A 21762-nucleotide genomic window follows, 5' to 3' on the forward strand; every position below is an offset into this window, starting at 1 on the left:
AGCGCTTCCCGAACTAGTCTCTGCGCACAGCCTGCGCAATCCTTAAGGACAACCATGCCTCGCACCTTCCCTGACGAGTTCCTCTTCGGCGCGGCCACAGCCGCCTACCAGATCGAGGGCGCCGCCTTCGAGGACGGCCGCACCGCCTCCATCTGGGACCACTTCAGCCGCCTCGACGGCGCCGTCATCAACGCCGACAACGGCGATGTGGCCACGGATCACTACCACCGCTACGCGGACGACGTGAAGATCATGAAGGAGCTGGGTCTGCAGACCTACCGCTTCTCCACCTCGTGGTCGCGGGTGCGCCCCGACGGCGGCCCCGTGAATCAGAAGGGCATCGACTTCTACAGCCGTCTCGTCGACGAGCTGCTCGAGGCCGGCATCCTGCCGTGGCTGACGCTGCACCACTGGGACATGCCGCAGGCGCTCGAGGAGAAGGGCGGCTGGACGTCGCGCGACACCGTCGACCGCTTCGTCGAGTACGCGCTGTCGGTGCACGACGCCCTCGGCGACCGCGTCACCAAGTGGACGACGCACAACGAGCCGTGGTGCTCGTCGTTCCTCTCCTACACGGGCGGTGAGCACGCCCCGGGTCGCCAGAGCATCCTCGACGGCCTGCTCGCCTCGCACCACCTGCTGCTGTCGCACGGCCGCACCGTGCAGGAGCTGCGCGCCCGCGACGAGAGCCTCGACTTCGGCATCACGCTGAACCTCACCAACGGCGAGCCCGTGAACCCCGAGGATCCGGCCGACGTCAACGCCGCCCGCAAGGTCGACGGCCAGTTCAACCGCTGGTTCCTCGATCCGATCTTCCGCGGTGAGTACCCCGCCGACGTGATCGACGACATCCGCGGCGTCGACGCGGACGCCGTCGACGGCTTCCTCGCGGCGGTGCAGCCGGGCGACCTCGAGGTCGTGAGCACGAAGCTCGACTTCCTCGGCGTGAACTACTACCACGGCGAGTTCGTCACCGGATCCGTGCCCGAGAACCCGGCCCCCAAGGGCGAGGCCCCGTCCTCGCGACCGAAGCGCTCGCCGTTCCCCGCCATGGAGGGTGTGCACTGGGCCGAGCGCGGCTACAAGCGCACGAACATGAACTGGGAGGTCGACTTCCCCGGCCTCACGAACCTGCTGAACCGCGTCTGGCGGGACTACGCCGAGGCCGCCGGCACCCCGCTCTACGTCACCGAGAACGGTGCGTCCTACACCGACGAGGTCGTGGACGGCGAGGTGCACGACGAGGAGCGCGCGCAGTTCGTGCGCGGCCACGTCGCGGCCGTGCTCGACGCGATCGAGGCCGGCACCGACGTGCGCGGATACTTCTACTGGTCGCTGCTCGACAACTACGAGTGGGCCTGGGGCTACGCCAAGCGCTTCGGCATCGTGCGCGTCGACTACGACACCCAGGTGCGCACCATCAAGGACTCCGGCAAGGAGTACGCGCGCATCATCGCGGCGCGCTCGGCTGACGCTCCCAGCGCCGTCTGAGACCCTGGTACCGATGTCACTGTCCAGCACCACCGCCCCACGGGGAGCGGGCGCGGCCACGATCGAGGAGGTCGCGGCTCGCGCCGGCGTGTCCCGATCGACCGTCTCGCGTGTGCTGGGCGGTGGCGAGCGGGTGAGCCCCGCGGCGCTCGAGTCGGTTCGGCGAGCCATCGCCGAGCTCGACTACGTGCCCAACCGCGCGGCTCGCTCGCTCGCCTCGCGCCAGACCCTCGCCATCGCGCTCGTTGTGCCCGAGGACACCACGCGCTTCTTCGGCGACCCGTTCTTCGCCTCGATCGTGGGCGGAGTGAACGGGCGACTGGCGTCGTCCGACTACATCCTCAACCTCTTCATCGCCTCGGGCGATCCGGGCGACAAGACGACGAACTACCTCACCGGCGGCAACGTCGATGGCGCGCTCATCGTCTCGCACCACGCGTCGAACACCTTCCTCGAGCGCATCCACCGCACCATGCCCGTCGTGTTCGGCGGGCGCCCCGTGCCGCCCTACGGCGACGACTACTGGTTCGTCGACGTCGACAACATCGAGGGCGGGCGCATCGCCACGCGCCACCTGCTGAACCGCGGTCACCGGCGCATCGCGACGATCACGGGCCCGCTCGACATGACGGTGTCGGATGACCGCCTCCAGGGCTTCCGCGACGCGCTCGCGGGCGCGGGGCTCGCCCCGTCGCACGTCGAGAACGGCGACTTCACGATCGAGGGCGGTGCCGCCGCGATGGTGCGCATCCTGGCCTCGGGCGACCGCCCCGATGCGGTCTTCGTCGCCTCCGACCTCATGGCCCGGGGTGCCCTCGGCGTGCTCCAGGCTCGCGGCGTGCGCGTGCCCGACGAGATCGCCGTCATCGGCTTCGACGACTCGCCCGCGGCCATCGAGATCGCCCCGAGGCTCACCACCGTGCGCCAGCCCTCGCGCGAGCAGGGCGAGCGCATGACCGAGGTGCTGCTCGCGCGCCTCGCAGGTCAAGATCCGCCGCAGGCGACGATCCTGCACTCCGAGCTGGTCATCCGCGAGACCGCCTGATCCGGGGCTGTTCCGGGGCCCGTCGCGGGCGCTAACGTGACGGCATGCCGTACGTCATCTCGTTCGCGGTGTTCGCCTTCTCGGTGCTCACGCTCATCGACATCATCACCAAGCGCGACGACCAGGTGAACCACCTGCCGAAGCTCGTCTGGGTGATCCTCGCGATCCTCATCCCCGTGCTGGGCGGGGTGCTCTGGTGGACCGTCGGACGAGAGTGGCCCGCGCGCGAGCCGCGCGACCACGGCTGGAGGGGTGCGGCGCCGTCGGCCGCCACCGGAGGGATCCGGATCGTCGACGATCGCGCGCCGCGCGATGTCCGAGACCTGCGCAGCACCGAGCAGCAGCTCGCCGACCTCGAGCGCGAGATCGAAGCCGATCGCCTGCGCGCCGAGCTCGCGCGTCGCCGCGCCGAGCGCGGCGAGTAACCCGCACGGACGCGCCGGCGGCCGGGCCGGCCCGGGGTTCTCTCCGGTGGCCGCATCGGGCCGCGGGGTGGGGATTGGCCCGCGCGGATCGCCCGCCCAGGCGGCAGGATCGGGATGTGACCGCGTACGAGTTCTCCGCCGACCCCCAGCGTCTCGACGGCGACTGGATCCATTCGACGCTGCAGCAGCACTCCTACTGGGCGCAGGATCGCTCGCGCGCGGTGCAGGACGCCGCGAACGCCGGATCGCGCTGCTTCGGCATGTACGACACCGCGACCGGTCGGCAGGTGGCCTTCGCGCGCCTGGTGACCGACGGCGCGACGTTCGGCTGGCTGGCCGACGTGATCGTCGATCCGGATCATCGGGGCCGCGGGCTGGGCAAGATCCTCGTCGAGGGCATCGTCGCCGAGATCGACCGCCTCGGCCTCAAGCGCACGCTGCTCGTCACGAACGACGCGCACACCCTCTACGGGCGGCACGACTGGGCGCCCGTCGCGGCGCCGGAGAACACACTGGTGCGCTGGCGCCCCGACGCGCGCCCCGCTTGACCCGCCGGCGGGCGGCTCGTGGTCGCGAAACGCCGTGCGGGGTGGCGCTGCGGGCGCTCGTGGTCGCGAAACGCCGTGCGGGGTGGTGCTGCGGGGGCTCGTGGTCGCGAAACGCCGTGCGGGGTGGCGTTGGTGCGGCGGGTCTTGACCTGTGGGACCGGCCTGATCCGCCGGGCGGGCGGCTTGTGGTCGTGAAACGCCGCGCGGGGTGGTGCTGGTGCGGCGGGCCTTGACCAGTAGGGGTCGGCCTGATTCGCGGGCGGGGGCTCGTGGTCGCGAAACGCCGCGCGGGGTGGTGCTGGTGCGGCGGGTCTTGACCGGTAACGGCGGCCTCCGGCCCGGTATCCTCGGGAGGATGATGACCAGCCAGGCCGACACCGGCCGTTCCCGGAACGGCGATCTGGTCGTGCGCTGATCCGCGCTCCTCCGTGTGTGAGTGACCCGAACTCACTTACACAACACAAGGAGAATCATGACCGCACACTTCAACCACACGATCATCGCCTCGGTCGACGCTGCCGAGATGGCGGCGTTCTATCGTGATCTGCTCGAAGCCGACGACGCGCCCGCTTGGGGCCCGTTCGTCAACCTGCAGATCGCCGGTGGCGTCCTGCTGCAGTTCGCAGCTCCGCCGATGGAGTTCCCGCCGCAGCACTACGCATATCTCCTCGATGATGCTCACTTCGACCGTGCTTACGCCAAGATCACCGATCACGGCTGGGATCACTGGGCAGACCCTCAGCGTTCCCGGGCGGGAGAGATCAACCACGAGCACGGCGGCCGAGGGGTCTATCTTCTCGATCCCTCGGGCCACTATCTCGAGCTGATCACTCGGCCGTACCTCTGACCCGCGCCACGCTCGCACGAAAACGCCGTGCAGGTGGCGCGCCGGGCGGTTCGTGGTCACGAAACGCCGTGCGGGGTGGTGCGGGTGCGGCGGGTCTTGACCAGGAGTGTCCGGCTGCGTCGGCTCAGCCGAGCTTCGCCTCGATCTCGGCGCGGCGCAGTTCGATGACGCGGTCGAGCACGGCGGGCGGGATCGGGTGATCCAGTGAGAAGCGGATCGTGCCCTTCGAGAGCGAGAAGCCGGGCAGATCCGGCGCGACCTGCTCGACGACGGACCCGGAGTACGGGAACAGCGAGAGGTGCGTCTTCGTCTGCACGGTCGAGAGGATGCCCTTGCCGCGGTAGAGGAAGGCGGGCATGCCGTAGCTGAGTCCTTCTGTGATGTCGTGCGGCACGAGCTCGTGCAGGCGCGCGTGCATCGTGGCGAAACAGGATCGCACGGGCTCGTCGAGCGCGGCGAGGGATTCGGTGACGGGGCCCATGCGCACATCCTGACGTGTGCACCGAATACGCGAAAGGGCGCCCGGCCGAAGCCGGGCGCCCTGTGTGCTGCGCAACTAGCCCTTCGAAATCACCACGCTGTTGTTCGCGGGCTCTGGCACTGAGTCTTCCTTCGCCGGTACTGAGTTGGCCGTTTCGCGCGGCGCGTGCTGGTTGAGTGAGCCGCGGTTCCGATGGAGGAGTGGATATGCGGGTGTGGCGTCGGGGTTTGGCGGCGTTGGGGGTGGCAGCGATGTTCGCTGCGGTGCTCACGAGCACACAGGCGGCGGTGGCTGCGTCGGGTGGTTCTGCGCCGGAGAATCTTGGAGGGCTGCCGTCTGGTTTCGCATCGGTTGATCAGTCCACCCTGACCGGTGAGGGTCAGATGGTGGTGATCATCGACGGGGCGTTCAATCCCTCTCATCGCATGTTCGCTTCCCGCGTGGTCGAAGAGGCGTGTTTCGGGAAGTTCGCGGAGCCGTTGGTGTTCTCCGATTCGACGTGCAGTGCGTCGTCGGGGCCGTGGAGTGCCGATCCGAGCGTGCGGTTCGAGTCCGGCCCGGGGACGTCTCGCTACAACGTGGATTGTGTGGACGCGAATGGGGTGGTGTGCAATGCCACACACGGCTCGGCGGTGGCGGGGGTCGCGGCGGGATCGCCCATGGAGCGGGGCGGGGAGATCGGCACGGTTGCGGGGGTGGCGTCGGGGGCGTCGTTGGCGTTGCTGAAAGTCGGCACGAGCGTCGACTGGAGCGTGGTGGGCATCTACGCGGCGCTGGAGTATGTGCGGGATGTGTTGTCGAAGAAGTACTCGATCGCGGCGGTGAACATTTCCGCGGCGTTTGACTCGGTGAAGATCGCGGATACGGAACCGTGCCCCCCAGTGAAGTTCGCGACCTTGGCCGCCGAGTTGAAGGAGAAGAACATCGCGGTGACCGTCGCGGCGGGGAACCAAGGGTTTTCCGCCGCGACCGGGAAGTGGGCGTGTGCTCCCGCGGCGATCGCTGTGGGTTCGACGAACGTGTCGGATATGAACACTCTCACGGACGATTATGCCCCGTCGAACGCGTCGGCGCGGGTACAGCTTCTGGCGCCGGTGGGGAACACGGAGACGGGCAATCAGCTGTGGACGGCGTGGTCGTACCGGACGCCGACGGAGACGAAGCACGAGAACAACTTCTCGCCGGTCACGGGTACATCGTTCGCGTCCCCGCAAGTCGCGGGGGCGTTCGCGGTGTTGCGGCAGCGGTTTCCAGATAAGTCTGTCGATGAGTTGACCGCGCTGCTGCGCCGGACCGGTGTGAACGTCGCCGATACTCGTCCGGGCAACGCCGTCGTCGTGATGCCGCGGATGTGGTTGGCGGGCGCTGTGGCAGACCGCGATACCCGGCCCGTCTGGGATTTCACCGGCGACTCGCGCACCGACCTGCCGCTCCTCGCGGCCAATAAGGAGGCCACGTTGATGCTGTTCTCGGTGAAAGACGACTCCACGGTCGACGGGTCAGCGCCGACCACGGTCTCGCAGTCGTGGACGGGACATGCCATCACGGTGCCGGTGTTCGATTATCGGGTGCCGAGCAGCAACGGGTTCATCGCTTCTGTGGCCAGCGGATCGAATCTCGATCTGAAGTACTACGCCTACGACCCGGCCACGAAGAAGCTCGATGCCGGCACGACCATCGCAACCGGGGTGGGCGCCGACATCGTCGGCGGCACCTACGTGCGCGGCTTGTCGACTGTCGGCACAGGTACGGGGCTCATCCTGCAACGCACGAACGGTGCGCTCGAACTGCGTGTGCGCCTCGACCAGACCGATTCGCTCACCGATCCCCTCGATGTGCTCCCGGCCGATGCGTCCGTGAACAGCAAGCTCATGAGCGTCGCCGATATCAACGCCGACACGATGCCCGACCTCATCGTCGCTGATGCGACCAGCGGGATGCCCCGTGCCTACCTCGGTACCCGCGACCCGTCAGCGCCCTTCCAGGCGACCCCCCGTGCGATCACCACGGTGAGCTACTTCGCGGGGAGGACGCAGGCGACGATCGTCGCCGACTGGGCGTTGAGCGAGGGGAAGCCTGCTCCCTACGCCTGGTACTCGGTTCCCTCCAATGGCAACCAGGTGACTATCCCGATGAAGCCCGACGGCACCCTGAACCACAATATGGCCGCCACCGCTTACAGGTGGGTGACCGGTGTGCGGCTGCTGCTGGCCGCGCGCGCCGACTGATACCCCGCACCACCGCACTGAAACGAAATGAGGCACCAAATAATGACAACGCCGCGCCGTTCACTGACAAGACCGCACCGGCGCGGCCGCACGACAGCCAGCATCCTCGCCCTCGCCCTTGGTACCAGCGTGAGCATCCTCAGCGCCTGCTCCGCCCTCGCCGCCGACACCGACGCGAAAGCCGACCGCGACGCCCCCACACACGTCGAAGGCACCGCCTCCGGCGAAGGCGCAGCCACCGGAGCCACCGCCAAGAGTGAAGGCACGGCATCCGACATCCCCGGTGATGATGGGGCATCCGCCACGGCAGGTGCCAGCGGCGCGACCGACCATCCGGAAGCGGTCGCTGTGTGCCCGCAGCCCGCCGCATGGGCATCCGACATCACCCAGAACACGATCACGGTCGAGTGGTCCCTCCCCGAAGGCGCGATCTACGATCACGTGAGAGTCGAGGAACCGGGTAGCGGTATTGACTACAGCGTCGTGATGCCGGCCGATCAACGGAGCTACACGGTCACGAGCCTTGCCTCCGGCTCGCAGACGACGACCACGATCTATGTCGTCTGCGCCGATGGCTCTCGTACGTCGGCGGAGGTCACCGAGTGGACGCTGGGCGGCCGTCACGAAGAAGAGATCTCCAGCATGGCGGTCGCGTATACGGCCGGTGATGCGGCGGGCACTGCTGAGTGACGCCAATGGCGCAGACCGGCGGTGAGATCTCCACTTCACTCATCGGCGCCGGAGCACTCCTCGTCGCAGTCGGAGCCTTCAGCCTGGCCACCCTCCGGCGACGCCAGACCTCCAACTGAACACACGCGCACCCCGTGGGCACCGCACCACCACCATGTCGCGGGCCAACACGCACATCCTGACGTGTGCACCGGATGCGCGAAAGGGCGCCCGGCCGAAGCCGGGCGCCCTTTCGGGACGCCCGCGGTCGCCGGTCGGCGGCCGCGTCGCGGATCAGTCCTGCGGGTCGCCGCCGAGCTGACCGACCGCCGGGATCGGGCCGCCGTCGTCGGCGCCGGTCTTGCGTGCGCGGGCGATGAGGTTGCCCACGTGGTAGATGACCAGCGCCGCGACCGTGCCGAGCACGATGCCGCCGAACTCGAAGCCCTCGATCTTCATCGTGAAGCCCGCGATGCCGATGACAAGGGCCACGGCGGCCGTGTACTGGTTGACCGGGCGCGAGAAGTCGACACGGTTGTCGACCCAGATCTTGATGCCGATGATGCCGATGAGGCCGTAGAGCGCGGTGGTCACGCCGCCGAGCACACCCGCCGGGATCGAGTTGAAGACCGCACCGATCTTGGGCGAGAACGCGAGCAGGATGGCCGCGAGGCCCGCCACCCAGTACACCGCGGTGGAGTACACGCGCGTCGCGGCCATCACGCCGATGTTCTCGCCGTAGGTGGTGGTGCCCGATCCGCCGCCGAGGCCCGCGAGGGTCGTCGCGGCGCCGTCGGCGATGAGCGCGCGGCCCGTGTGCTGGTTGACCGAGGCGTCGGTCATCGTGGCGACGCCGCGCACGTGGCCGACGTTCTCGGCGACCAGCACGAGCACCACGGGCAGGAACATGCCGATCGCCGACCAGGTGCCCGCGGACGCGAAGTCGGGGACGTGGAACGTCGGCAGACCGATCCATGCCGCCTCGCCGACGGCCGAGAAGTCGAGCTCGCCGATGATCGCCGCGAAGACATAGCCGACGATCACGCCGAGGAAGATCGAGATGCGGCCGAGGAAGCCCTTGAACAGCACCGCGAACAGGATGACCACCGCAAGCGTCACCGTGGCGGTGAGGGGCGCGGCGGAGAAGCTGTCCCAGGCGACGGGCGCGAGGTTGAAGCCGATCAGCGCGACGATGGCGCCTGCGACGACGGGCGGCATGAACCGGTCGACCCACTGCACGCCGACGAACTGCACGACGAAGCCGACGATCGCCAGCAGCACGCCGACCGCGACGATGCCCGCGAGCGCCGACCCCATCCCGGCCGACGCGGTGGCGGCGGTGACCGGTGCGATGAACGCGAACGACGATCCCAGGTAGCTGGGCAGGCGGTTCTTCGTGATGAGCAGGAAGAGCAGGGTGCCGAGACCGCTGAACAGCAGCGTGGTCGACACCGGGAAGCCGGTGATCGTCGGCACGAGGAACGTGGCGCCGAACATCGCGACGACGTGCTGCACGCCCATCGCGATCGTGGCGGGCCAGTTAAGCCGCTCGGCGGGGCCGACGACGGCGCCGGGCTCGACGGTGCGGCCGTTGCCGTGCAGGGTCCACAGGGCCATGGGTCTCCTTCGGGTGGAGCGGGTGGGGGACAAATCGATCAACAATACGTCACCCCACCCGCAGAACACGGGACGGATCCAGGCGGTGTCGCGCAAATGAGAAGGGGGAGGCGATCCGGATCGGATCACCTCCCCTTCGTGAGGAGCGCGCGCGGCTACTGCGGCGGCACGGGAGGACGCTGGCCCGGCACGGGCGGCACGGGCGGCACGGGCGGCACGGGCGGCACCGGCGGCACGGGCGGCACCGCGGGGGCCGGCGGCTGCGCGGGGCGCTGAGCGGGGGAGGCCGGCGGCTGCGCGGGATATGCGGGCTGCCCGTAGCCCGGGTGCTGGGGCTGCTGCCCATAGCCCGGATGCGGCGGCTGCGCGGGGTACGCGGGCTGCCCGTAGCCCGGATGCGGCGGCTGCTGGCCGAAGCCCGGCTGCTGCGGGGAGCCCTGCGGCTGCGCCGGCCAGCCCGGCGCCTGCGGGTGACCCTGCTGCGGCGCGTACTGCGTGGGCCAGCCCGGCGCCTGTGGCACCTGACCTGCCGGGCCGTACGGCGCGGCCACCCGCTGGGGCTTCGGGGGCTTGGGGCCGAAGGCGTACACCACCACCGGCACCACCGCCGAGACGGCCGCCACCAGCAGGGTCGCGCCGGCGACCCGCCACCACACCTCGCTGTAGCCCTGCGGGATGCCGATGGGCGCGAGGTTGGGGAAGGACAGCGGGATGGCCCAGACCAGCGCCGTGAGCCAGAGGAAGGCGAGCGTCACCCACGCCGACGCCCGGGTGACCGGGCTGCGGCCGTTCGTGATGAAGCGGTGCACGTAGACCTGCGTGATCAGCAGCACGAGGCGTGCGAGGAGCACGAGGCCGATCCATCGGGCGATCTGCTCGCTCCAGACACCCGCGTCGATGGTGTCGCCCGGCTGCAGCGGGCCGTTCCAGACCTTCAGGAGACCGATGACCAGCAGCACGACGTTCGTGATCGTCGATGCGGCGAGGTACCACTTGTTCGGTCCGTCGCCGACGGCGCCGTCGAGCAGCACCATGCCGGCGAACCCGGTGACGAGCAGCAGCGTCAGCCAGGCGCGACCGGCGACGCCTGACTGGTCGCCGATGATGATGAAGACGCCACCGAGAACCGCGGCGGCGACGAGCACGCCGAGGGTCAGCCAGAGCGTGGCCCTGCGCAGCAGCGACTGCCGCGCCGTGAGCGGATCCCCGTGCGGTGCGGCGGGTGCATGCTCGGCACCTTCTGCGGGCGTTCGGTATGACATCGTGCCTCCCCCGGACGAATGGTGAGGCCAGGTTATCGGCACCGGGGAGGGCGTCGGAACGGCTGTGGATCCGGCCGCCCGCGGTTCTCCACAGGCGGCTCGAACGTCACAGCACGGGCACGATCCCGGCCCTGGCAGGAGACGCGGAGGGCTCCCGCGTACGTTGGAAGACGCTCGAATTCCATACGCAACGCACGTTTCCCTTCGTCAAGTGAGCTGAACATGACCGATCAGTCGCGCCCCGAAACCGGGGCTCCCCCCTCCCGAAAGCCCGTCACCGCGCTCGTGAAGGAGGTGACACATCCTGCGCTGATCCCGGGCATCGGAGTCGAGGACACCAATCGCACGTTCTCGACGAACTGGCTGGTGTTCGGCATCGCGGGCGCCCTCGTTCTCGGCGTCGTGATCTGGGGCTTCGCCGCTCCGCAGAGCATCAGCGACACCGGATCGGCCTCGCTCGGCTGGGTCATGGAGCACTTCGGCTGGTTCTTCGCGCTGCTGGCCATCGCGACCGTCGTCTTCATGATGGTCGTGGGCTACGGCCGCACCGGAGGGATCCGCCTCGGCGCCGACGACGAGGCGCCCGAGTTCTCCACGGTGTCGTGGATCGCGATGCTCTTCTCCGCCGGCATGGGCATCGGGCTGCTCTTCTGGGGGCCCGCGGAGCCGCTGTCCTTCTTCCTGAACGTGCCGCCCGGCTTCGACGCCGAGGCGGGATCGCGCGACGCGATGCACCTCGCGCTGGCGCAGTCGTACCTGCACTGGGGCCCGCTGGCGTGGGCGTTCTATGCGCTGGTCGGCGGCGCGATCGCCTATGCCGCCTACCGCCGCGGCCGTGCGCCGCTGATCTCGGCCATCTTCGCGCCGATCTTCAAGGAGCGCACCGAGGGCTGGATGGGTGCGGTGGTCGATGTCTTCGCCATCATCGTGACGCTGTTCGGAACCGCCGTCACGCTCGGAATGGGCACGCTGCAGATCGCGCGGGGTGCCGAGTTCGTCACGGGCATCGGACCGCTCGGCAACGGCGCGCTCATCGCGATCGTCACGGTGCTGACCGCCGCGTTCGTGGTGTCGGCCGTCTCGGGCGTGAAGCGCGGCATCCGGCTGCTGTCGAACATCAACATGGTGATCGCGGTGATCATCGGCGTGCTGCTGTTCGCCCTGGGACCGACGCTGCTGCTGCTCAACCTGGTGCCGGCATCCGTGTCGACGTTCCTCGCCGAGCTGTGGACGATGCTCATGCGCAACCCCGCGCAGGGCGAGGACGCCGCATCGTTCGTCAACAGCTGGACCAACTACTACTGGGCATGGTGGATCTCCTGGACGCCGTTCGTGGGCATGTTCATCGCCAAGATCTCGCGTGGTCGCACCCTCCGCGAGTTCACCACCGTCGTGATCGTCGTGCCCGCCGTGGTCTGCATCGTCTGGTTCGGCATCATGGGCGGATCCGCCATGTACTTCGACGAGCTCACGGGGGCGGTCGGGCAGGCGATGGCCGACGGTGGCACCGAGGCCGTGCTGTTCGCGGTGCTCGAGAATCTGCCGCTCGCCGGCGTGCTGTCGGTGCTGGCGATGCTCTCGATCGTGCTGTTCTTCGTGACGTCGGCCGATTCGGCGGCGATCGTGATGGCATCGATGAGCCAGCGCGGCAAGCCCGAGCCGTCGACCTGGGTCACCATCACCTGGGGCGTGCTGCTCGGGGCCGCCGCCCTGGCGCTGCTCCTCGCGGGAGGCGAGACCGCCCTGTCGGGGCTGCAGTCGATCATGGTCGTGACGGCCCTGCCGTTCGCCGTGATCGTCGTCGGCATCATGATCGCCTGGGCGCGTGAGCTGGCGACGGATCCGTACATCATGCGCCGTAAGTTCGCGCGCGCGGCCATCGCCCAGGGTGTGCGGCTCGGCATCGAGGAGCACGGAGACGACTTCGTCTTCGGCGCGACCGAGGTGCAGCCCGACCAGGGGGCCGGTGCCGCGATCGACACGCAGGATCCGGCGCTGGTGGAGTGGTACACAACGGCCACCGAGCAGATCGAGATCGTCACCGCGTCCGATGTCGCGCGCACGCTCGAGCCCGGGCGCATCCAGCCCAAGGGCCCGGATCACCCGGAGCACACCGCATCCGGCGACGCCTCGCTGGTGGTGGGGGAGGACAGGCGCCCGCCGCGAAAGGGCTGACCCGCCATATGCCGCGAATGGCCGCTGCTCCTCTCGGAACAGCGGCCATTCGGGGCAATCGGGCGGGTCAGCCGATGAGCAGGTCGAGCAGCTCGCGGTAGCGCGCGACCGTCTGGTCGACGATCGCGGCGGGCAGCTCTGGCGGGGTGCCCTGCTTGTCCCAGTTGGCGGCGAGCCAGTTGCGCACGATCTGCTTGTCGAAGCTCGCCATGCGCTCGGCGGGCGTGGTGCCGGTGCGCCAGGCCTCGGCGTCCCAGTAGCGCGAGGAGTCGCTCGTGAGCACCTCGTCGGCGAGGCGCAGCACTCCGTCCTCATCGGTGCCGAACTCGAACTTCGTGTCGGCCAGGATCAGCCCGTGCGCCTCGGCGGTCGCGGCCGCGCGGCGGTAGATCTCGAGCGAGCGGTCACGCAGCTCGGCGGCGCGGTCGGCGCCCACGAGCTCGGCCGACTTCTCGAACGAGATGTTCTCGTCGTGCTCGCCCATCGGCGCCTTGTACGCGGGTGTGTAGATCGGCTCCGGGAGGCGGTCGCCATCCTGCAGACCCTCCGGAAGCGAGATGCCGCAGACCGTGCCGCTCTGCTGATACTCGAGCCAGCCGGATCCGGTCAGGTACCCGCGCACCACGCACTCGATCGGCAGCATGTCGAGCGAGCGCACGATCATGGATCGGCCGGCGACCTCATCCGGCACGGTCTCGCCGGTGAGGTGGTTCGGCACCGGCGTGCCGCCGTCGGCTCCCGCCAGCTGGTCGAACCACCACTGGCTGAGCGTGGTCAGCAGCTCGCCCTTGCCGGGGATGCCCGGCTCGAGCACGTGGTCGAAGGCGCTCACGCGATCGCTCGCGACGACGAGCATGCGGCTCGCGGATCCGTCGGCGGGCGCGTAGAGGTCGCGCACCTTGCCGGAGTACGTGTGCTTCCAACCGGGGATCTCGAGCGTCATGGGCTCATTCTTCCAGGTCGGCCGGATGCGCCTGCGCCGCGTGGCCGGGCGCGACGGCGGGCGGCATGGGCGCGGGGCGGCGTGGGTTCGGCGCGAGCGCGAGCGCGAAGCGCTCTCGCGCACGCCCCGCAAGCCCCGCGCCCGTGTCGGAGGCCCGTGGTTCGATGTGAGCATGACGGCACAGGACCGGATCGCGCGCGACACGCACGCGACGTGGGCCGCGTGGATCGGGTTCGCCGTCGGCGCCGCGCTCGGCACGGCGCTGCTGTGGGGGCCGGCGCGGCCTCTCGCGGGGGAGGGGTCGATCGGCCTGCCCGCCGCGGGGGTGGCGGCGCTCGCCGCGGTCACTGGGTTCGCGGCCGGATCGCTGCTGCATCGGCGCGGAGAGACGGCCCAGATGCCGCGGTGGCAGCAGATCGTCTCGCGGGTCTCGGATGCGGCGGTCGCTCTCGCCCTCGCCGGGGTGACGGCGCTCGCCGTGCTGTGCCTGGGTGAGGTGCTGGCCGTCGGCCTCGACGGCCTGCAGGTCGCCCCGCTCGGCGGTGGGCTGCTCACCGGCGCCGCGGCCGCGGCCGCGAGCAGCGCCGGCTTCGGGCTTGGCGCGCGCGTGCGCACCGACGACCTCGTCGGCCTGCTCTTCTCCTTCCTCGTCACCGGCACGCTGTTCTCGATGCTGACGGCGGCCGATCCGCGCTGGTGGGAGCGCAACTTCTCGCAGCTCGGCGCGGGTGGCAGCGCGTGGGCGTTCAACGGCACGCTGGTGCTCGGCGGTCTGCTGCTCGCGGCGGTGGGCGCCTACATCGGCCGCGACCTGCACCGCATCCTCGGCGACGCGGCGCTCGGACGCATCGCGCCGGTCGTGCTGCTGTTCGCGGCCACGGGGGTGAGCCTGGCCCTGATCGGCCTGTTCCCCCTCCATCGCGCGCCGGTGCCGCACCTCGTCGCCGCCATCGCCACGCTGGTGCTGATGGCGGCGTCGGCCGTCGCGGTGGCCGTGGCGATGCCCGGCCCGCCTCCCGCCCTCCTCGTCACGACCGTCGGCGTCGGCGTCGGGCTCGTGGTGGCCGTGCTGCTGTGGCAGCCGCTCCACCTCTACGCGGCCACGGGCCTCGAAGCGGTGGCGGTGGGGCTGGCGTTCGTCTGGCTCACGACGCTGATGCGCGCGCTCGCCGCCCTCGCCCCGGATGAGCCCCGTCCGTCGGCCCGGCCGATCCTGCGGGGCGCCCTGCGGAGGTGACGGCCCGGCACCCCCTCGGCCCGGGCAGGATGGATCCATGACCGCCGCGAGCACCGACCGCTGGCGGGTCGCCGCGACCGGGGCACAACTGCTGGGGGTCGCCGTCATGGCGGCGATCTACGCCCCGCAGCCGCTGCTGGCGGCCATCGCGCGCGAGTTCGGTCGCACCGCGTTCGAGGCGAACCTCGTGGTCTCGATGACGACGCTCGGCATCGCGGCAGGGGTCTTCCCGGCGGCGTGGCTCGCGGATCGGATCGGCCGGGGTCGTGTGATCGTCGGCTCCCTCGTGGTCGGGGTTGTGCTCACCGCCGTGACGAGCACCGCTGCGGTGTGGCCCGTGCTGGTGGCCTCGCGCCTGCTCGCGGGTCTTGTGCTCAGCGGGGTGCTGGTCTCGGCGCTGGTCTGGTCGTCGGAGGCGGCGCCGTCGATCCGGCGAAAGCGTGTGGCCGCGATGTACGTGGCGGGCACCACGGCGGGCGGGATGGCCGGTCGCATCGTGGCGGGCGTGGTCGCCGAGTGGTGGGGCTGGCGAGCCGGCGTCGCGGCGGTCGATCTCATCGTGCTGCTCGCCGGTGCGGGCGGGGTGCTCGCGGTGCTCGTCACGCTGCGGCGCAAGGCACAGGCCCCGCCGACCACGTCGATCGAGATCCCCCGCAGCCACCCCTGGACGGTGCGGGCCCGCCTGTTCGCCGTGGCGTTCACCGGCATGGCCGCGTTTATGGGCGTCTTCAATGCGGTGGCGTTCCGTGTGCACGAGCCGCCGTTCTCGCTCGGACTCGGCGTGACCTCGCTGCTGTTCCTCACCTACGCGGCCGGCACGTACTCGTCGATGCGCACGGGCGCCCTGCTCGACCGCTTCGGGGCGCGCACAACGATCCTCAGCGGATCCGCGATCATGGCGGCCGGTGCGGCCATCCTGATCCTGGATCACCTGGTCGCGGTGATCGCGGGTCTTCTTGTGCTGGCGGCCGGCTTCTTCATGCTGCACGCCGGTGCCAGCGCCACCGTGCCCTCGGTCTCGCCACGACCCTCGGTGGGTCAGGCCTGGTACACGCTCTTCTACTACGCCGGATCGTCGGCCGGTGCTCTGCTGCTGGGCTGGGCGTGGGATGCCGCCCGGTGGCCGGCCGTCACGATCGCCGCGTTCGCGCTGGTGCTCGCGGCGGCGGTGCTGGCCGCAGGCCTGCCGCATCGGCCGCGCACCACGCGCGACGGACGGGCCTAGAACACGAACGGCCCGGACCTCGTGGGAGGTCCGGGCCGGCGCGACTCGTGCCCGCGCCGCTCGACGAACGGGCGGCGGGCGGTCAGCTCACTCCACGCGGGCGGCGATGTCGGAGCGGTGGTGACCGCCCTCGAGGCCGATGCGGCCGATCGCGTCGTAGGCGCGCGAGCGGGCCGTGCGGAAGTCGGATGCGGTCGCCACGACGTTGAGCACGCGGCCGCCGGTGGCGACGAGGCCTCCGTCGGCGTCGGCCGTCGCGGCATGCGCGACGTGCACGCCCTCGACCTCGCCGGCCTCGTCCACGCCGGTCAGCGCACGACCGGTGATGGGCGACTCCGGGTAGCCCTCCGAGGCGAGCACGACGGTGACGGCGACGTCGGACGAGAACTCCGGCTGCCCCTCGTCCTCGAGCGTGCCGTTCGCGGCGGCGAGCAGCAGGCGCGACAGCGGCGTGACGAGACGCGGCAGCACCACCTGGGTCTCGGGGTCACCGAAGCGCGCGTTGAACTCGATGACGCGCACGCCCGCATCCGTGAGGATCAGTCCGGCGTAGAGCAGGCCGATGAACGGCGTGCCCTCGGCGTCGAGCTGGCGGATCACCGGCAGCGCGACGGTCTCGGTGACCTCCGCGACGAAGGCCTCCTCCGATCCGAAGCGCTCCGCCAGCCACGGCAGCGGCGAGTAGGCGCCCATGCCGCCCGTGTTCGGACCGCCGTCGCCGTCGAGCGCGCGCTTGAAGTCCTGCGCGGGGCTCAGGGCGCGCACGGTGTCGCCGTCGGAGAGGAAGAAGAGCGACACCTCGGGGCCCGACAGGAACTCCTCGATCAGCACCGGGCCGCTCGGCAGGTAGGTCTCGGCGTGCGCCAGCGCGGCGTCGCGGTCCGACGTCACGATGACGCCCTTGCCCGCGGCGAGCCCGTCGGCCTTGACGACGTAGGGGGCGCCGAACTCGTCGATCGCGGCGGCGACCTCGTCGATCGTGCGGGCGTATGCGGCGCGACCGGTCGGCACAGAGGCGGCGTCCATGATCCGCTTCGCGAACGCCTTCGAACCCTCCAGGGCCGCGGCCGCCTTGCCGGGGCCGAACACCGGGACGGCGCGCTCGCGCAGGGCGTCGGCGACACCCGCGATGAGCGGCGCCTCGGGGCCGATGATCACGAGGTCGACGTCGTTGTCGAGCGCGAACGACGTGACCGACACGGGGTCGTTGGGGTCGACCGCGACGATGGCCGCATCGCGCGCGATGCCGGCGTTGCCGGGAGCCGCGAGCAGCTCGTGACCGGCGTCCTCCGACTTCAGTGCGAGGACGAGGGCGTGCTCGCGCGCGCCGGAACCGAGGACGAGGATCTTCACCCGTCCAGGATACCGAGCGCCCCGAGGTCATACCGGTGAGTGGGCCTTCGCACAAGGCCCGTGCGACCCGCCGAGCCCCCGACCTACCGTCGGATCATGGACGCACTGCGCAGGACCGCCGGCATGGCGATCGCGCTCGCGGCGACGCTGGCCCTCGCGACCGGATGCGACGGGATCCGGATCCCGCAGGATCCGGAGGGCACGCTCGAGCGCGTGAGCGGGGGAGAGCTGCGGGTGGGGGCCTCCGCCGACGACGGGCGGGTGCTCGTCGACGGCGCTGAGGTGAGCGGGCCCCTGGCCGCGGTCGTCGAGGACTTCGCCGAGAGCATCGATGCGGACGTGGAATGGAGCGTCGGCAGCGAGGAGACACTCGTGACGAAGATCGAAGACGGCCAGCTCGACCTCGCGATCGGGGGTATGACGGGACAGACGCCGTGGGTCGACAAGGTCGCGGTGACACGCGAGTTCACCGACCTGCCCGAGGTGGACGGTCCCGTGGTGATGCTCGCCCGCCTGGGCGAGAACCGCTTCGTCGTCGCGCTCGAGACCCACCTGCAGGAGCTGCAGGAGCAGCAGGAGGCCACACGATGACCGCCCGGATCGGACGCACCGACCTGCCGCAGGAGCAGCAGGAGGCGATGCGCAAGGCCGTGAAGATCGAGATCATCACGATCGCCTACACCTCGGTGACGATCGCGCTGATCGCCCTCGTCGTCGGCAGCTCGCAGGCCATGCGCACGGCGTGGATCGAGGACATGCTCTCGCTGCTGCCGCAGATCGCCTTCCTCGTCGCGCTGCTGTTCATCCGCCGTCGGCCCAGCCGGCGGTTCCCCTTCGGCAAGCACCGGGCGATGGGCGTCGGGCACCTCGTCGCGGGCGTCGCCCTGCTCATCGTCGGCGGCAACCTCGCGGTCGAGGCGGTGGTCGGCTTCCTGCGCGGCGAGCATCCGACCATCGGCACGGTGGTGCTGTTCGGGCACACGATCTGGCTCGGCTGGCTGATGATGAGCGTGATGGCGGTCATCGTCATCGGGCCGTTCTTCTACGGCCGCTACAAGGCGAAGCTCGCCGGCCCCCTGCACAACAAGCTGCTGCACGCCGACGCCGCGATGGCCAAGGCCGACTGGCAGACCACGGTGGCCTCGATCGTCGGCGTGGGCGGCGTGGGTCTCGGCCTGTGGTGGCTCGACTACGCGGCAGCCCTGTTCATCTCCCTCGGCATCCTCTGGGACGGCTGGCGCAACATGATCACCGCGATCGAGGACCTCATCGACAAGCGGGCGACCTCGTACGACGAGGGATCCGTCCACCCGGTGCTGCGCGACATCCTGCGCACCCTGCACGCCGATCCCGCGGTCAAGGACGCCGCCGTGCGCGTGCGCGATCTGGGCCAGGTGCTGCACGTGGAGGCGTTCGTCGTGCCCCGCAGGCGTCGCCTCGACCTCGCGCACCTCGAAGAGCTGCAGCGCCGCGTCGTCGGGCTGGACTGGAAGATGCAGGATGTCGTGATCGTGCCGGTCTCCACACTGCCGGCCGAGGCGACGCGCTACGTCTAGCCGCCTAGCCTGGGCATATGGCCACGAAGCGGATCGACACCGGCGACGGACGCGACGCGCTCGCCGCGGTGGCGGCGGCGGAGAGCGCGGGGGAGAAGCCCGCGCGGACCGCCCACGCCACCGCCGTGCGGTACCTGCTGCAGCTGCTCGTCGAGAAGGCCCCGGGCAACAGCGTCGAGGTGCGGGTGCCGCCCTTCGGCGCCGCGCAGGTGATCCAGGGCCCTCGGCACACGCGTGGCACCCCGCCCAATGTGGTCGAGATGGAGCCGTCCACCTGGATCGCTCTGGCCACGGGAGCGCTCGCCTGGGAGGAGGCGGTGGGACAGGGGCGGATCAGCGCTTCCGGCGTGCGCGCCGATCTCGCCGCGGTGCTTCCGGTGCGTCCCTGACGCCGCTTTCGGGAGGGATCAGCTAGGGAACACCTTTTCCACGTCAGCTGTTCAGGAACCGGTGCTTTGATGGCGGCATGTCCGCCCATGCATCGCCTCTCCCCGCTGACGAGGGAGTCCCCGCCGAGCAGACTCCGGGCACGGTGACGGTGCGGCGATCGCCCCGCTACGGCGTCTTCGCCGGAGTGGGCGCGGCCCTGGGCATCGTCGTCGCGATGATCCTCGCGACCGCCTTCGACGGCACGAGCGACCCGAGCCCGTTCACCGAGGTCGTGTACTCGCCCTCGCAGACGTTCGGCTTCATCCTGCTCTGGTGCGTGCCCGCGGGCATCCTGCTGGCCATGATCGTGGCGCTTGTGCTCGAGTGGACGATCGGACGCCGCACCCAGCAGGTCACCGCGGTGCGCGAGACGCGCGCCGACTGAGCCACTCCCTGGCCGGATCCGTCAGGCCAGCTCCCGCAGGATCGGCTGCATCGCCGCGTCGAACGCGGCCACATCCCCTCGCAGGGTGTCCGACACCGCGACCGTGAGGGATCCGATCCACCAGACTCCGCGCTGCGAGAGCGGCAGCACCTGCACGTCGAGGCGGAACGGATGAGCGCGCCGCCCGGCGGCGCGCTCGAACTCGACCACGGCGCCCGCGTAGCCGCGGTACGCACGGTGCGTGCGCTCGTACCGCACGTATTCGGCCTCGGCGTAGGCGAGCGCCTGCGCGCCGAGCGGCTCGGCCGCGTCGCGCAGGTCGCCGGCGTGCACGGGCAGGGCGACGTGCGTGCGGAAGCTCTCGACGAGCTCGAGGGGAGTCGGGGAGAGGTGCGCCTCGGGCTCGACCGTCATCTCCCAGTACCGGCGCCATTGCATCTCGACGGCGTCCGAGGCGTCCTGCCCGCGCGCGACGCCGCGCAGCTGGGGCAGCTCGGCCGGATGCCGCACGCCCAGCGCCTGGCGCAGATAGAGCGCGACCAGCACCGAACGACCGCAGTCCTCGCGGACGTGCCACTCGGGGGAGGTCATGCGGCCATTATCGGGGGCATGCAGGAGGGATCCGAAGCGACCCGGCGGTGCTTTCCCAGTATCTCGGCCGGTAGTCTTGTCGGGTGGCACCCGACCCCACCGAATCCACGTCCACCCGCCCCGCTTCGACCTACGCCGAGGCCGGTGTCGACACGGCAGCCGGCGACCTCGCGGTCGAGCTGATGAAGGCGTCCGTCAAGGCCACTCACGGCTCCGAGGTGCTCGGAGGTGTCGGCGGCTTCGCCGGCCTGTTCGACGCGAGCGCCCTCGTCGGCATGAAGCGCCCCCTGCTGGCGACCTCCACCGACGGCGTCGGCACGAAGGTCGCCATCGCGCAGGCCATCGACAAGCACGACACCATCGGCCACGACCTCGTCGGCATGGTCGTCGACGACATCGTGGTGGTCGGCGCCAAGCCGCTGTTCATGACCGACTACATCGCCACGGGCAAGGTGTTCCCGCAGCGGATCGCCGACATCGTGCGTGGCATCGCCGAGGCGTGCGCGCTCACGGGCACCGCGCTGGTCGGCGGCGAGACGGCCGAGCACCCGGGTCTGCTCGGCCAGAACGACTACGACGTCGCGGGCGCGGCGACCGGCGTCGTCGAGGCCGACAAGGTGCTGGGCGCCGAGCGCGTCCAGCCCGGCGACGCGGTGATCGCGCTGGCCTCGAGCGGCATCCACTCCAACGGATTCTCGCTCGTGCGCCACATCATCACGCGCGCCGGCATCCGCTACGGCGACCAGGCCTCCGACTTCGGCGTCACGTGGGGCGAGGCCCTGCTCGAGCCGACGCGTCTGTACACGACCCCGCTGCTCGAGCTCATCGCGACGCTCGGCGACGACGTCCACTCGCTCACGCACGTCACCGGCGGCGGCATCGCCGCGAACCTCGCGCGCGTGCTCCCCGTCGGCACGTGGGTCGACGTCGATCGCTCCACGTGGGCGCCCTCGACGGTGTTCCAGGTGCTGAGCGACATCGCCGGCACCTCTCTTGAGTCGAGCGAGGGCACGTGGAACCTCGGCATCGGGTTCATGGCGATCGTGTCGGCGGACAAGGCCTCTGAGGCCATCGCGCAGATCGAGGCCTCGGGCATCTCCGCCTGGCAGGTCGGCGTCGTCCGCGACGACGCGCTGCCCACCACGGGCGGCGAATTCGAGCAGGGCGCCAAGGGCGTCGATGGCGGCGCCGTGCGACTGGTCGGCGAGTACGCCGGCCGCGGCGCCTGAGTTCAGGAACGGGACAAGCAACACCT

22 protein-coding genes are annotated in these 21762 nt (G+C 70.5%); 16 read left to right on the plus strand and 6 right to left on the minus strand.

Features of this window, described 5'->3' with window-relative positions:
- The first annotated feature begins 54 nt into the window (after positions 1-54).
- The 5 genes from J5V96_RS04960 (at position 55) to J5V96_RS04980 (ending at position 4356) form a co-directional block, all read left to right on the plus strand.
- Complete coding sequence (locus J5V96_RS04960; protein WP_208501158.1) at positions 55-1491, plus strand: GH1 family beta-glucosidase; 1437 nt, start codon at positions 55-57, stop codon at positions 1489-1491.
- 13 nt (positions 1492-1504) lie between these two features.
- A complete protein-coding gene (locus J5V96_RS04965; protein ID WP_208501160.1) occupies positions 1505-2536 on the plus strand; it encodes a LacI family DNA-binding transcriptional regulator in 1032 nt (343 codons plus the stop codon).
- Between the two features lie 44 nt (positions 2537-2580).
- On the plus strand, positions 2581-2961 hold the full coding sequence (locus J5V96_RS04970; protein WP_208501162.1) for a PLD nuclease N-terminal domain-containing protein: 381 nt from the start codon (positions 2581-2583) through the stop codon (positions 2959-2961).
- A 116-nt stretch (positions 2962-3077) separates the two neighbouring features.
- Positions 3078-3509, plus strand: a complete 432-nt coding sequence (locus tag J5V96_RS17200) for a GNAT family N-acetyltransferase (RefSeq protein ID WP_208501164.1) — start codon at positions 3078-3080, stop codon at positions 3507-3509.
- Between the two features lie 472 nt (positions 3510-3981).
- Positions 3982-4356 carry a VOC family protein gene (locus J5V96_RS04980; RefSeq protein ID WP_208501166.1) on the plus strand — a complete coding sequence of 125 codons (375 nt, stop codon included), beginning with the start codon at positions 3982-3984 and terminating at the stop codon, positions 4354-4356.
- Positions 4357-4480: 124 nt separating this feature from the next.
- Here J5V96_RS04980 and J5V96_RS04985 read toward each other — a convergent pair whose 3' ends face one another.
- Positions 4481-4837, minus strand: a complete 357-nt coding sequence (locus J5V96_RS04985) for an iron chaperone (RefSeq protein WP_208501168.1) — start codon at positions 4835-4837, stop codon at positions 4481-4483.
- A 251-nt stretch (positions 4838-5088) separates the two neighbouring features.
- On the opposite strand from J5V96_RS04985, the gene J5V96_RS04990 reads away from it, so the two are divergent.
- The 3 genes from J5V96_RS04990 to J5V96_RS17445 all read left to right on the plus strand — a co-directional run bounded on the left by J5V96_RS04990 (position 5089) and on the right by J5V96_RS17445 (position 7874).
- Positions 5089-7065: a S8 family peptidase gene (locus J5V96_RS04990; protein WP_236014575.1), complete on the plus strand. Its 1977-nt coding sequence runs from the start codon at positions 5089-5091 to the stop codon at positions 7063-7065.
- A gap of 129 nt (positions 7066-7194) precedes the next feature.
- Positions 7195-7755 (plus strand): fibronectin type III domain-containing protein, encoded by a 561-nt coding sequence (locus J5V96_RS04995; RefSeq protein WP_208501172.1) that lies wholly within the window; start codon positions 7195-7197, stop codon positions 7753-7755.
- A gap of 5 nt (positions 7756-7760) precedes the next feature.
- Positions 7761-7874 carry an LAVTG motif-containing sortase-dependent surface protein gene (locus J5V96_RS17445; protein WP_208501174.1) on the plus strand — a complete coding sequence of 38 codons (114 nt, stop codon included), beginning with the start codon at positions 7761-7763 and terminating at the stop codon, positions 7872-7874.
- Positions 7875-8028: 154 nt separating this feature from the next.
- Here J5V96_RS17445 and J5V96_RS05005 read toward each other — a convergent pair whose 3' ends face one another.
- Both J5V96_RS05005 and J5V96_RS05010 read right to left on the minus strand, forming a co-directional pair.
- On the minus strand, positions 8029-9351 hold the full coding sequence (locus J5V96_RS05005) for a uracil-xanthine permease family protein (protein ID WP_208501175.1): 1323 nt from the start codon (positions 9349-9351) through the stop codon (positions 8029-8031).
- A 155-nt stretch (positions 9352-9506) separates the two neighbouring features.
- Entirely contained in the window at positions 9507-10613 is a 1107-nt protein-coding gene (locus tag J5V96_RS05010; protein ID WP_208501177.1) for a hypothetical protein, read from the minus strand.
- A 222-nt stretch (positions 10614-10835) separates the two neighbouring features.
- Between J5V96_RS05010 and J5V96_RS05015 the strand changes: the two genes are divergently transcribed.
- On the plus strand, positions 10836-12788 hold the full coding sequence (locus J5V96_RS05015) for a BCCT family transporter (RefSeq protein WP_208501185.1): 1953 nt from the start codon (positions 10836-10838) through the stop codon (positions 12786-12788).
- A 67-nt stretch (positions 12789-12855) separates the two neighbouring features.
- On the opposite strand, the gene J5V96_RS05020 is transcribed toward J5V96_RS05015, so the two are convergent.
- Entirely contained in the window at positions 12856-13731 is an 876-nt protein-coding gene (locus tag J5V96_RS05020; RefSeq protein ID WP_208501188.1) for a phosphoribosylaminoimidazolesuccinocarboxamide synthase, read from the minus strand.
- On the opposite strand from J5V96_RS05020, the gene J5V96_RS05025 reads away from it, so the two are divergent.
- Together J5V96_RS05025 and J5V96_RS05030 are read left to right on the plus strand one after the other, a co-directional pair.
- Positions 13730-14968, plus strand: coding sequence for a DUF998 domain-containing protein (locus J5V96_RS05025; protein ID WP_236014520.1), 1239 nt, complete (start codon positions 13730-13732; stop codon positions 14966-14968). The two genes, J5V96_RS05020 and J5V96_RS05025, sit on opposite strands and share 2 nt — an antisense overlap.
- A gap of 37 nt (positions 14969-15005) precedes the next feature.
- Positions 15006-16193, plus strand: coding sequence for an MFS transporter (locus J5V96_RS05030; protein WP_208501190.1), 1188 nt, complete (start codon positions 15006-15008; stop codon positions 16191-16193).
- 87 nt (positions 16194-16280) lie between these two features.
- Here the strand turns inward: J5V96_RS05030 and purD are convergent, their stop codons facing one another.
- Complete coding sequence (purD, locus tag J5V96_RS05035; protein ID WP_208501192.1) at positions 16281-17546, minus strand: phosphoribosylamine--glycine ligase; 1266 nt, start codon at positions 17544-17546, stop codon at positions 16281-16283.
- Positions 17547-17642: 96 nt separating this feature from the next.
- On the opposite strand from purD, the gene J5V96_RS05040 reads away from it, so the two are divergent.
- The 4 genes from J5V96_RS05040 to J5V96_RS05055 all read left to right on the plus strand — a co-directional run bounded on the left by J5V96_RS05040 (position 17643) and on the right by J5V96_RS05055 (position 19916).
- A complete protein-coding gene (locus tag J5V96_RS05040; RefSeq protein WP_236014521.1) occupies positions 17643-18137 on the plus strand; it encodes a type 2 periplasmic-binding domain-containing protein in 495 nt (164 codons plus the stop codon).
- A complete protein-coding gene (locus J5V96_RS05045) occupies positions 18134-19102 on the plus strand; it encodes a cation efflux transmembrane domain-containing protein (protein WP_208501202.1) in 969 nt (322 codons plus the stop codon). The genes J5V96_RS05040 and J5V96_RS05045 overlap by 4 nt, the downstream gene beginning before the upstream one ends.
- Positions 19103-19119: 17 nt before the next feature.
- Entirely contained in the window at positions 19120-19491 is a 372-nt protein-coding gene (locus J5V96_RS05050) for a sterol carrier family protein (protein WP_208501204.1), read from the plus strand.
- 77 nt (positions 19492-19568) lie between these two features.
- The gene (locus tag J5V96_RS05055; RefSeq protein ID WP_236014522.1) at positions 19569-19916 is read left to right on the plus strand and encodes a potassium transporter Trk; all 348 of its coding nucleotides are present in this window, start codon (positions 19569-19571) and stop codon (positions 19914-19916) included.
- Positions 19917-19937: 21 nt separating this feature from the next.
- Here J5V96_RS05055 and J5V96_RS05060 read toward each other — a convergent pair whose 3' ends face one another.
- A complete protein-coding gene (locus J5V96_RS05060; RefSeq protein WP_208501206.1) occupies positions 19938-20507 on the minus strand; it encodes a zinc-binding alcohol dehydrogenase in 570 nt (189 codons plus the stop codon).
- A 182-nt stretch (positions 20508-20689) separates the two neighbouring features.
- Here J5V96_RS05060 and purM point away from each other — a divergent pair, with 182 nt between their 5' ends.
- Positions 20690-21736 carry a phosphoribosylformylglycinamidine cyclo-ligase gene (purM, locus tag J5V96_RS05065; RefSeq protein WP_236014577.1) on the plus strand — a complete coding sequence of 349 codons (1047 nt, stop codon included), beginning with the start codon at positions 20690-20692 and terminating at the stop codon, positions 21734-21736.
- Positions 21737-21762 lie beyond the last annotated feature (26 nt).

Source organism: Microbacterium stercoris (genome assembly GCF_017592545.1).
In the GTDB taxonomy this organism is placed as follows: domain Bacteria; phylum Actinomycetota; class Actinomycetes; order Actinomycetales; family Microbacteriaceae; genus Microbacterium; species Microbacterium stercoris.

Bases quoted from the DNA above. Each gene is read 5' to 3' on its own strand.
- J5V96_RS05020 (WP_208501188.1), bottom strand. From the start codon at position 13,731: ATGACGCTCGAGATCCCCGGTTGGAAGCACACGTACTCCGGCAAGGTG.
- J5V96_RS04980 (WP_208501166.1), top strand. From the start codon at position 3,982: ATGACCGCACACTTCAACCACACGATCATCGCCTCGGTCGACGCTGCC.
- J5V96_RS05005 (WP_208501175.1), bottom strand. From the start codon at position 9,351: ATGGCCCTGTGGACCCTGCACGGCAACGGCCGCACCGTCGAGCCCGGC.
- J5V96_RS05015 (WP_208501185.1), top strand. From the start codon at position 10,836: ATGACCGATCAGTCGCGCCCCGAAACCGGGGCTCCCCCCTCCCGAAAG.
- J5V96_RS17445 (WP_208501174.1), top strand. From the start codon at position 7,761: ATGGCGCAGACCGGCGGTGAGATCTCCACTTCACTCATCGGCGCCGGA.
- J5V96_RS04985 (WP_208501168.1), bottom strand. From the start codon at position 4,837: ATGGGCCCCGTCACCGAATCCCTCGCCGCGCTCGACGAGCCCGTGCGA.
- J5V96_RS05025 (WP_236014520.1), top strand. From the start codon at position 13,730: ATGGGCTCATTCTTCCAGGTCGGCCGGATGCGCCTGCGCCGCGTGGCC.
- J5V96_RS04965 (WP_208501160.1), top strand. From the start codon at position 1,505: ATGTCACTGTCCAGCACCACCGCCCCACGGGGAGCGGGCGCGGCCACG.
- J5V96_RS04960 (WP_208501158.1), top strand. From the start codon at position 55: ATGCCTCGCACCTTCCCTGACGAGTTCCTCTTCGGCGCGGCCACAGCC.
- purM (WP_236014577.1), top strand. From the start codon at position 20,690: ATGAAGGCGTCCGTCAAGGCCACTCACGGCTCCGAGGTGCTCGGAGGT.
- J5V96_RS05040 (WP_236014521.1), top strand. From the start codon at position 17,643: ATGGACGCACTGCGCAGGACCGCCGGCATGGCGATCGCGCTCGCGGCG.
- J5V96_RS05060 (WP_208501206.1), bottom strand. From the start codon at position 20,507: ATGACCTCCCCCGAGTGGCACGTCCGCGAGGACTGCGGTCGTTCGGTG.
- J5V96_RS05030 (WP_208501190.1), top strand. From the start codon at position 15,006: ATGACCGCCGCGAGCACCGACCGCTGGCGGGTCGCCGCGACCGGGGCA.
- J5V96_RS04970 (WP_208501162.1), top strand. From the start codon at position 2,581: ATGCCGTACGTCATCTCGTTCGCGGTGTTCGCCTTCTCGGTGCTCACG.
- J5V96_RS05045 (WP_208501202.1), top strand. From the start codon at position 18,134: ATGACCGCCCGGATCGGACGCACCGACCTGCCGCAGGAGCAGCAGGAG.
- J5V96_RS04990 (WP_236014575.1), top strand. From the start codon at position 5,089: ATGTTCGCTGCGGTGCTCACGAGCACACAGGCGGCGGTGGCTGCGTCG.
- J5V96_RS05050 (WP_208501204.1), top strand. From the start codon at position 19,120: ATGGCCACGAAGCGGATCGACACCGGCGACGGACGCGACGCGCTCGCC.
- J5V96_RS05010 (WP_208501177.1), bottom strand. From the start codon at position 10,613: ATGTCATACCGAACGCCCGCAGAAGGTGCCGAGCATGCACCCGCCGCA.
- J5V96_RS05055 (WP_236014522.1), top strand. From the start codon at position 19,569: ATGTCCGCCCATGCATCGCCTCTCCCCGCTGACGAGGGAGTCCCCGCC.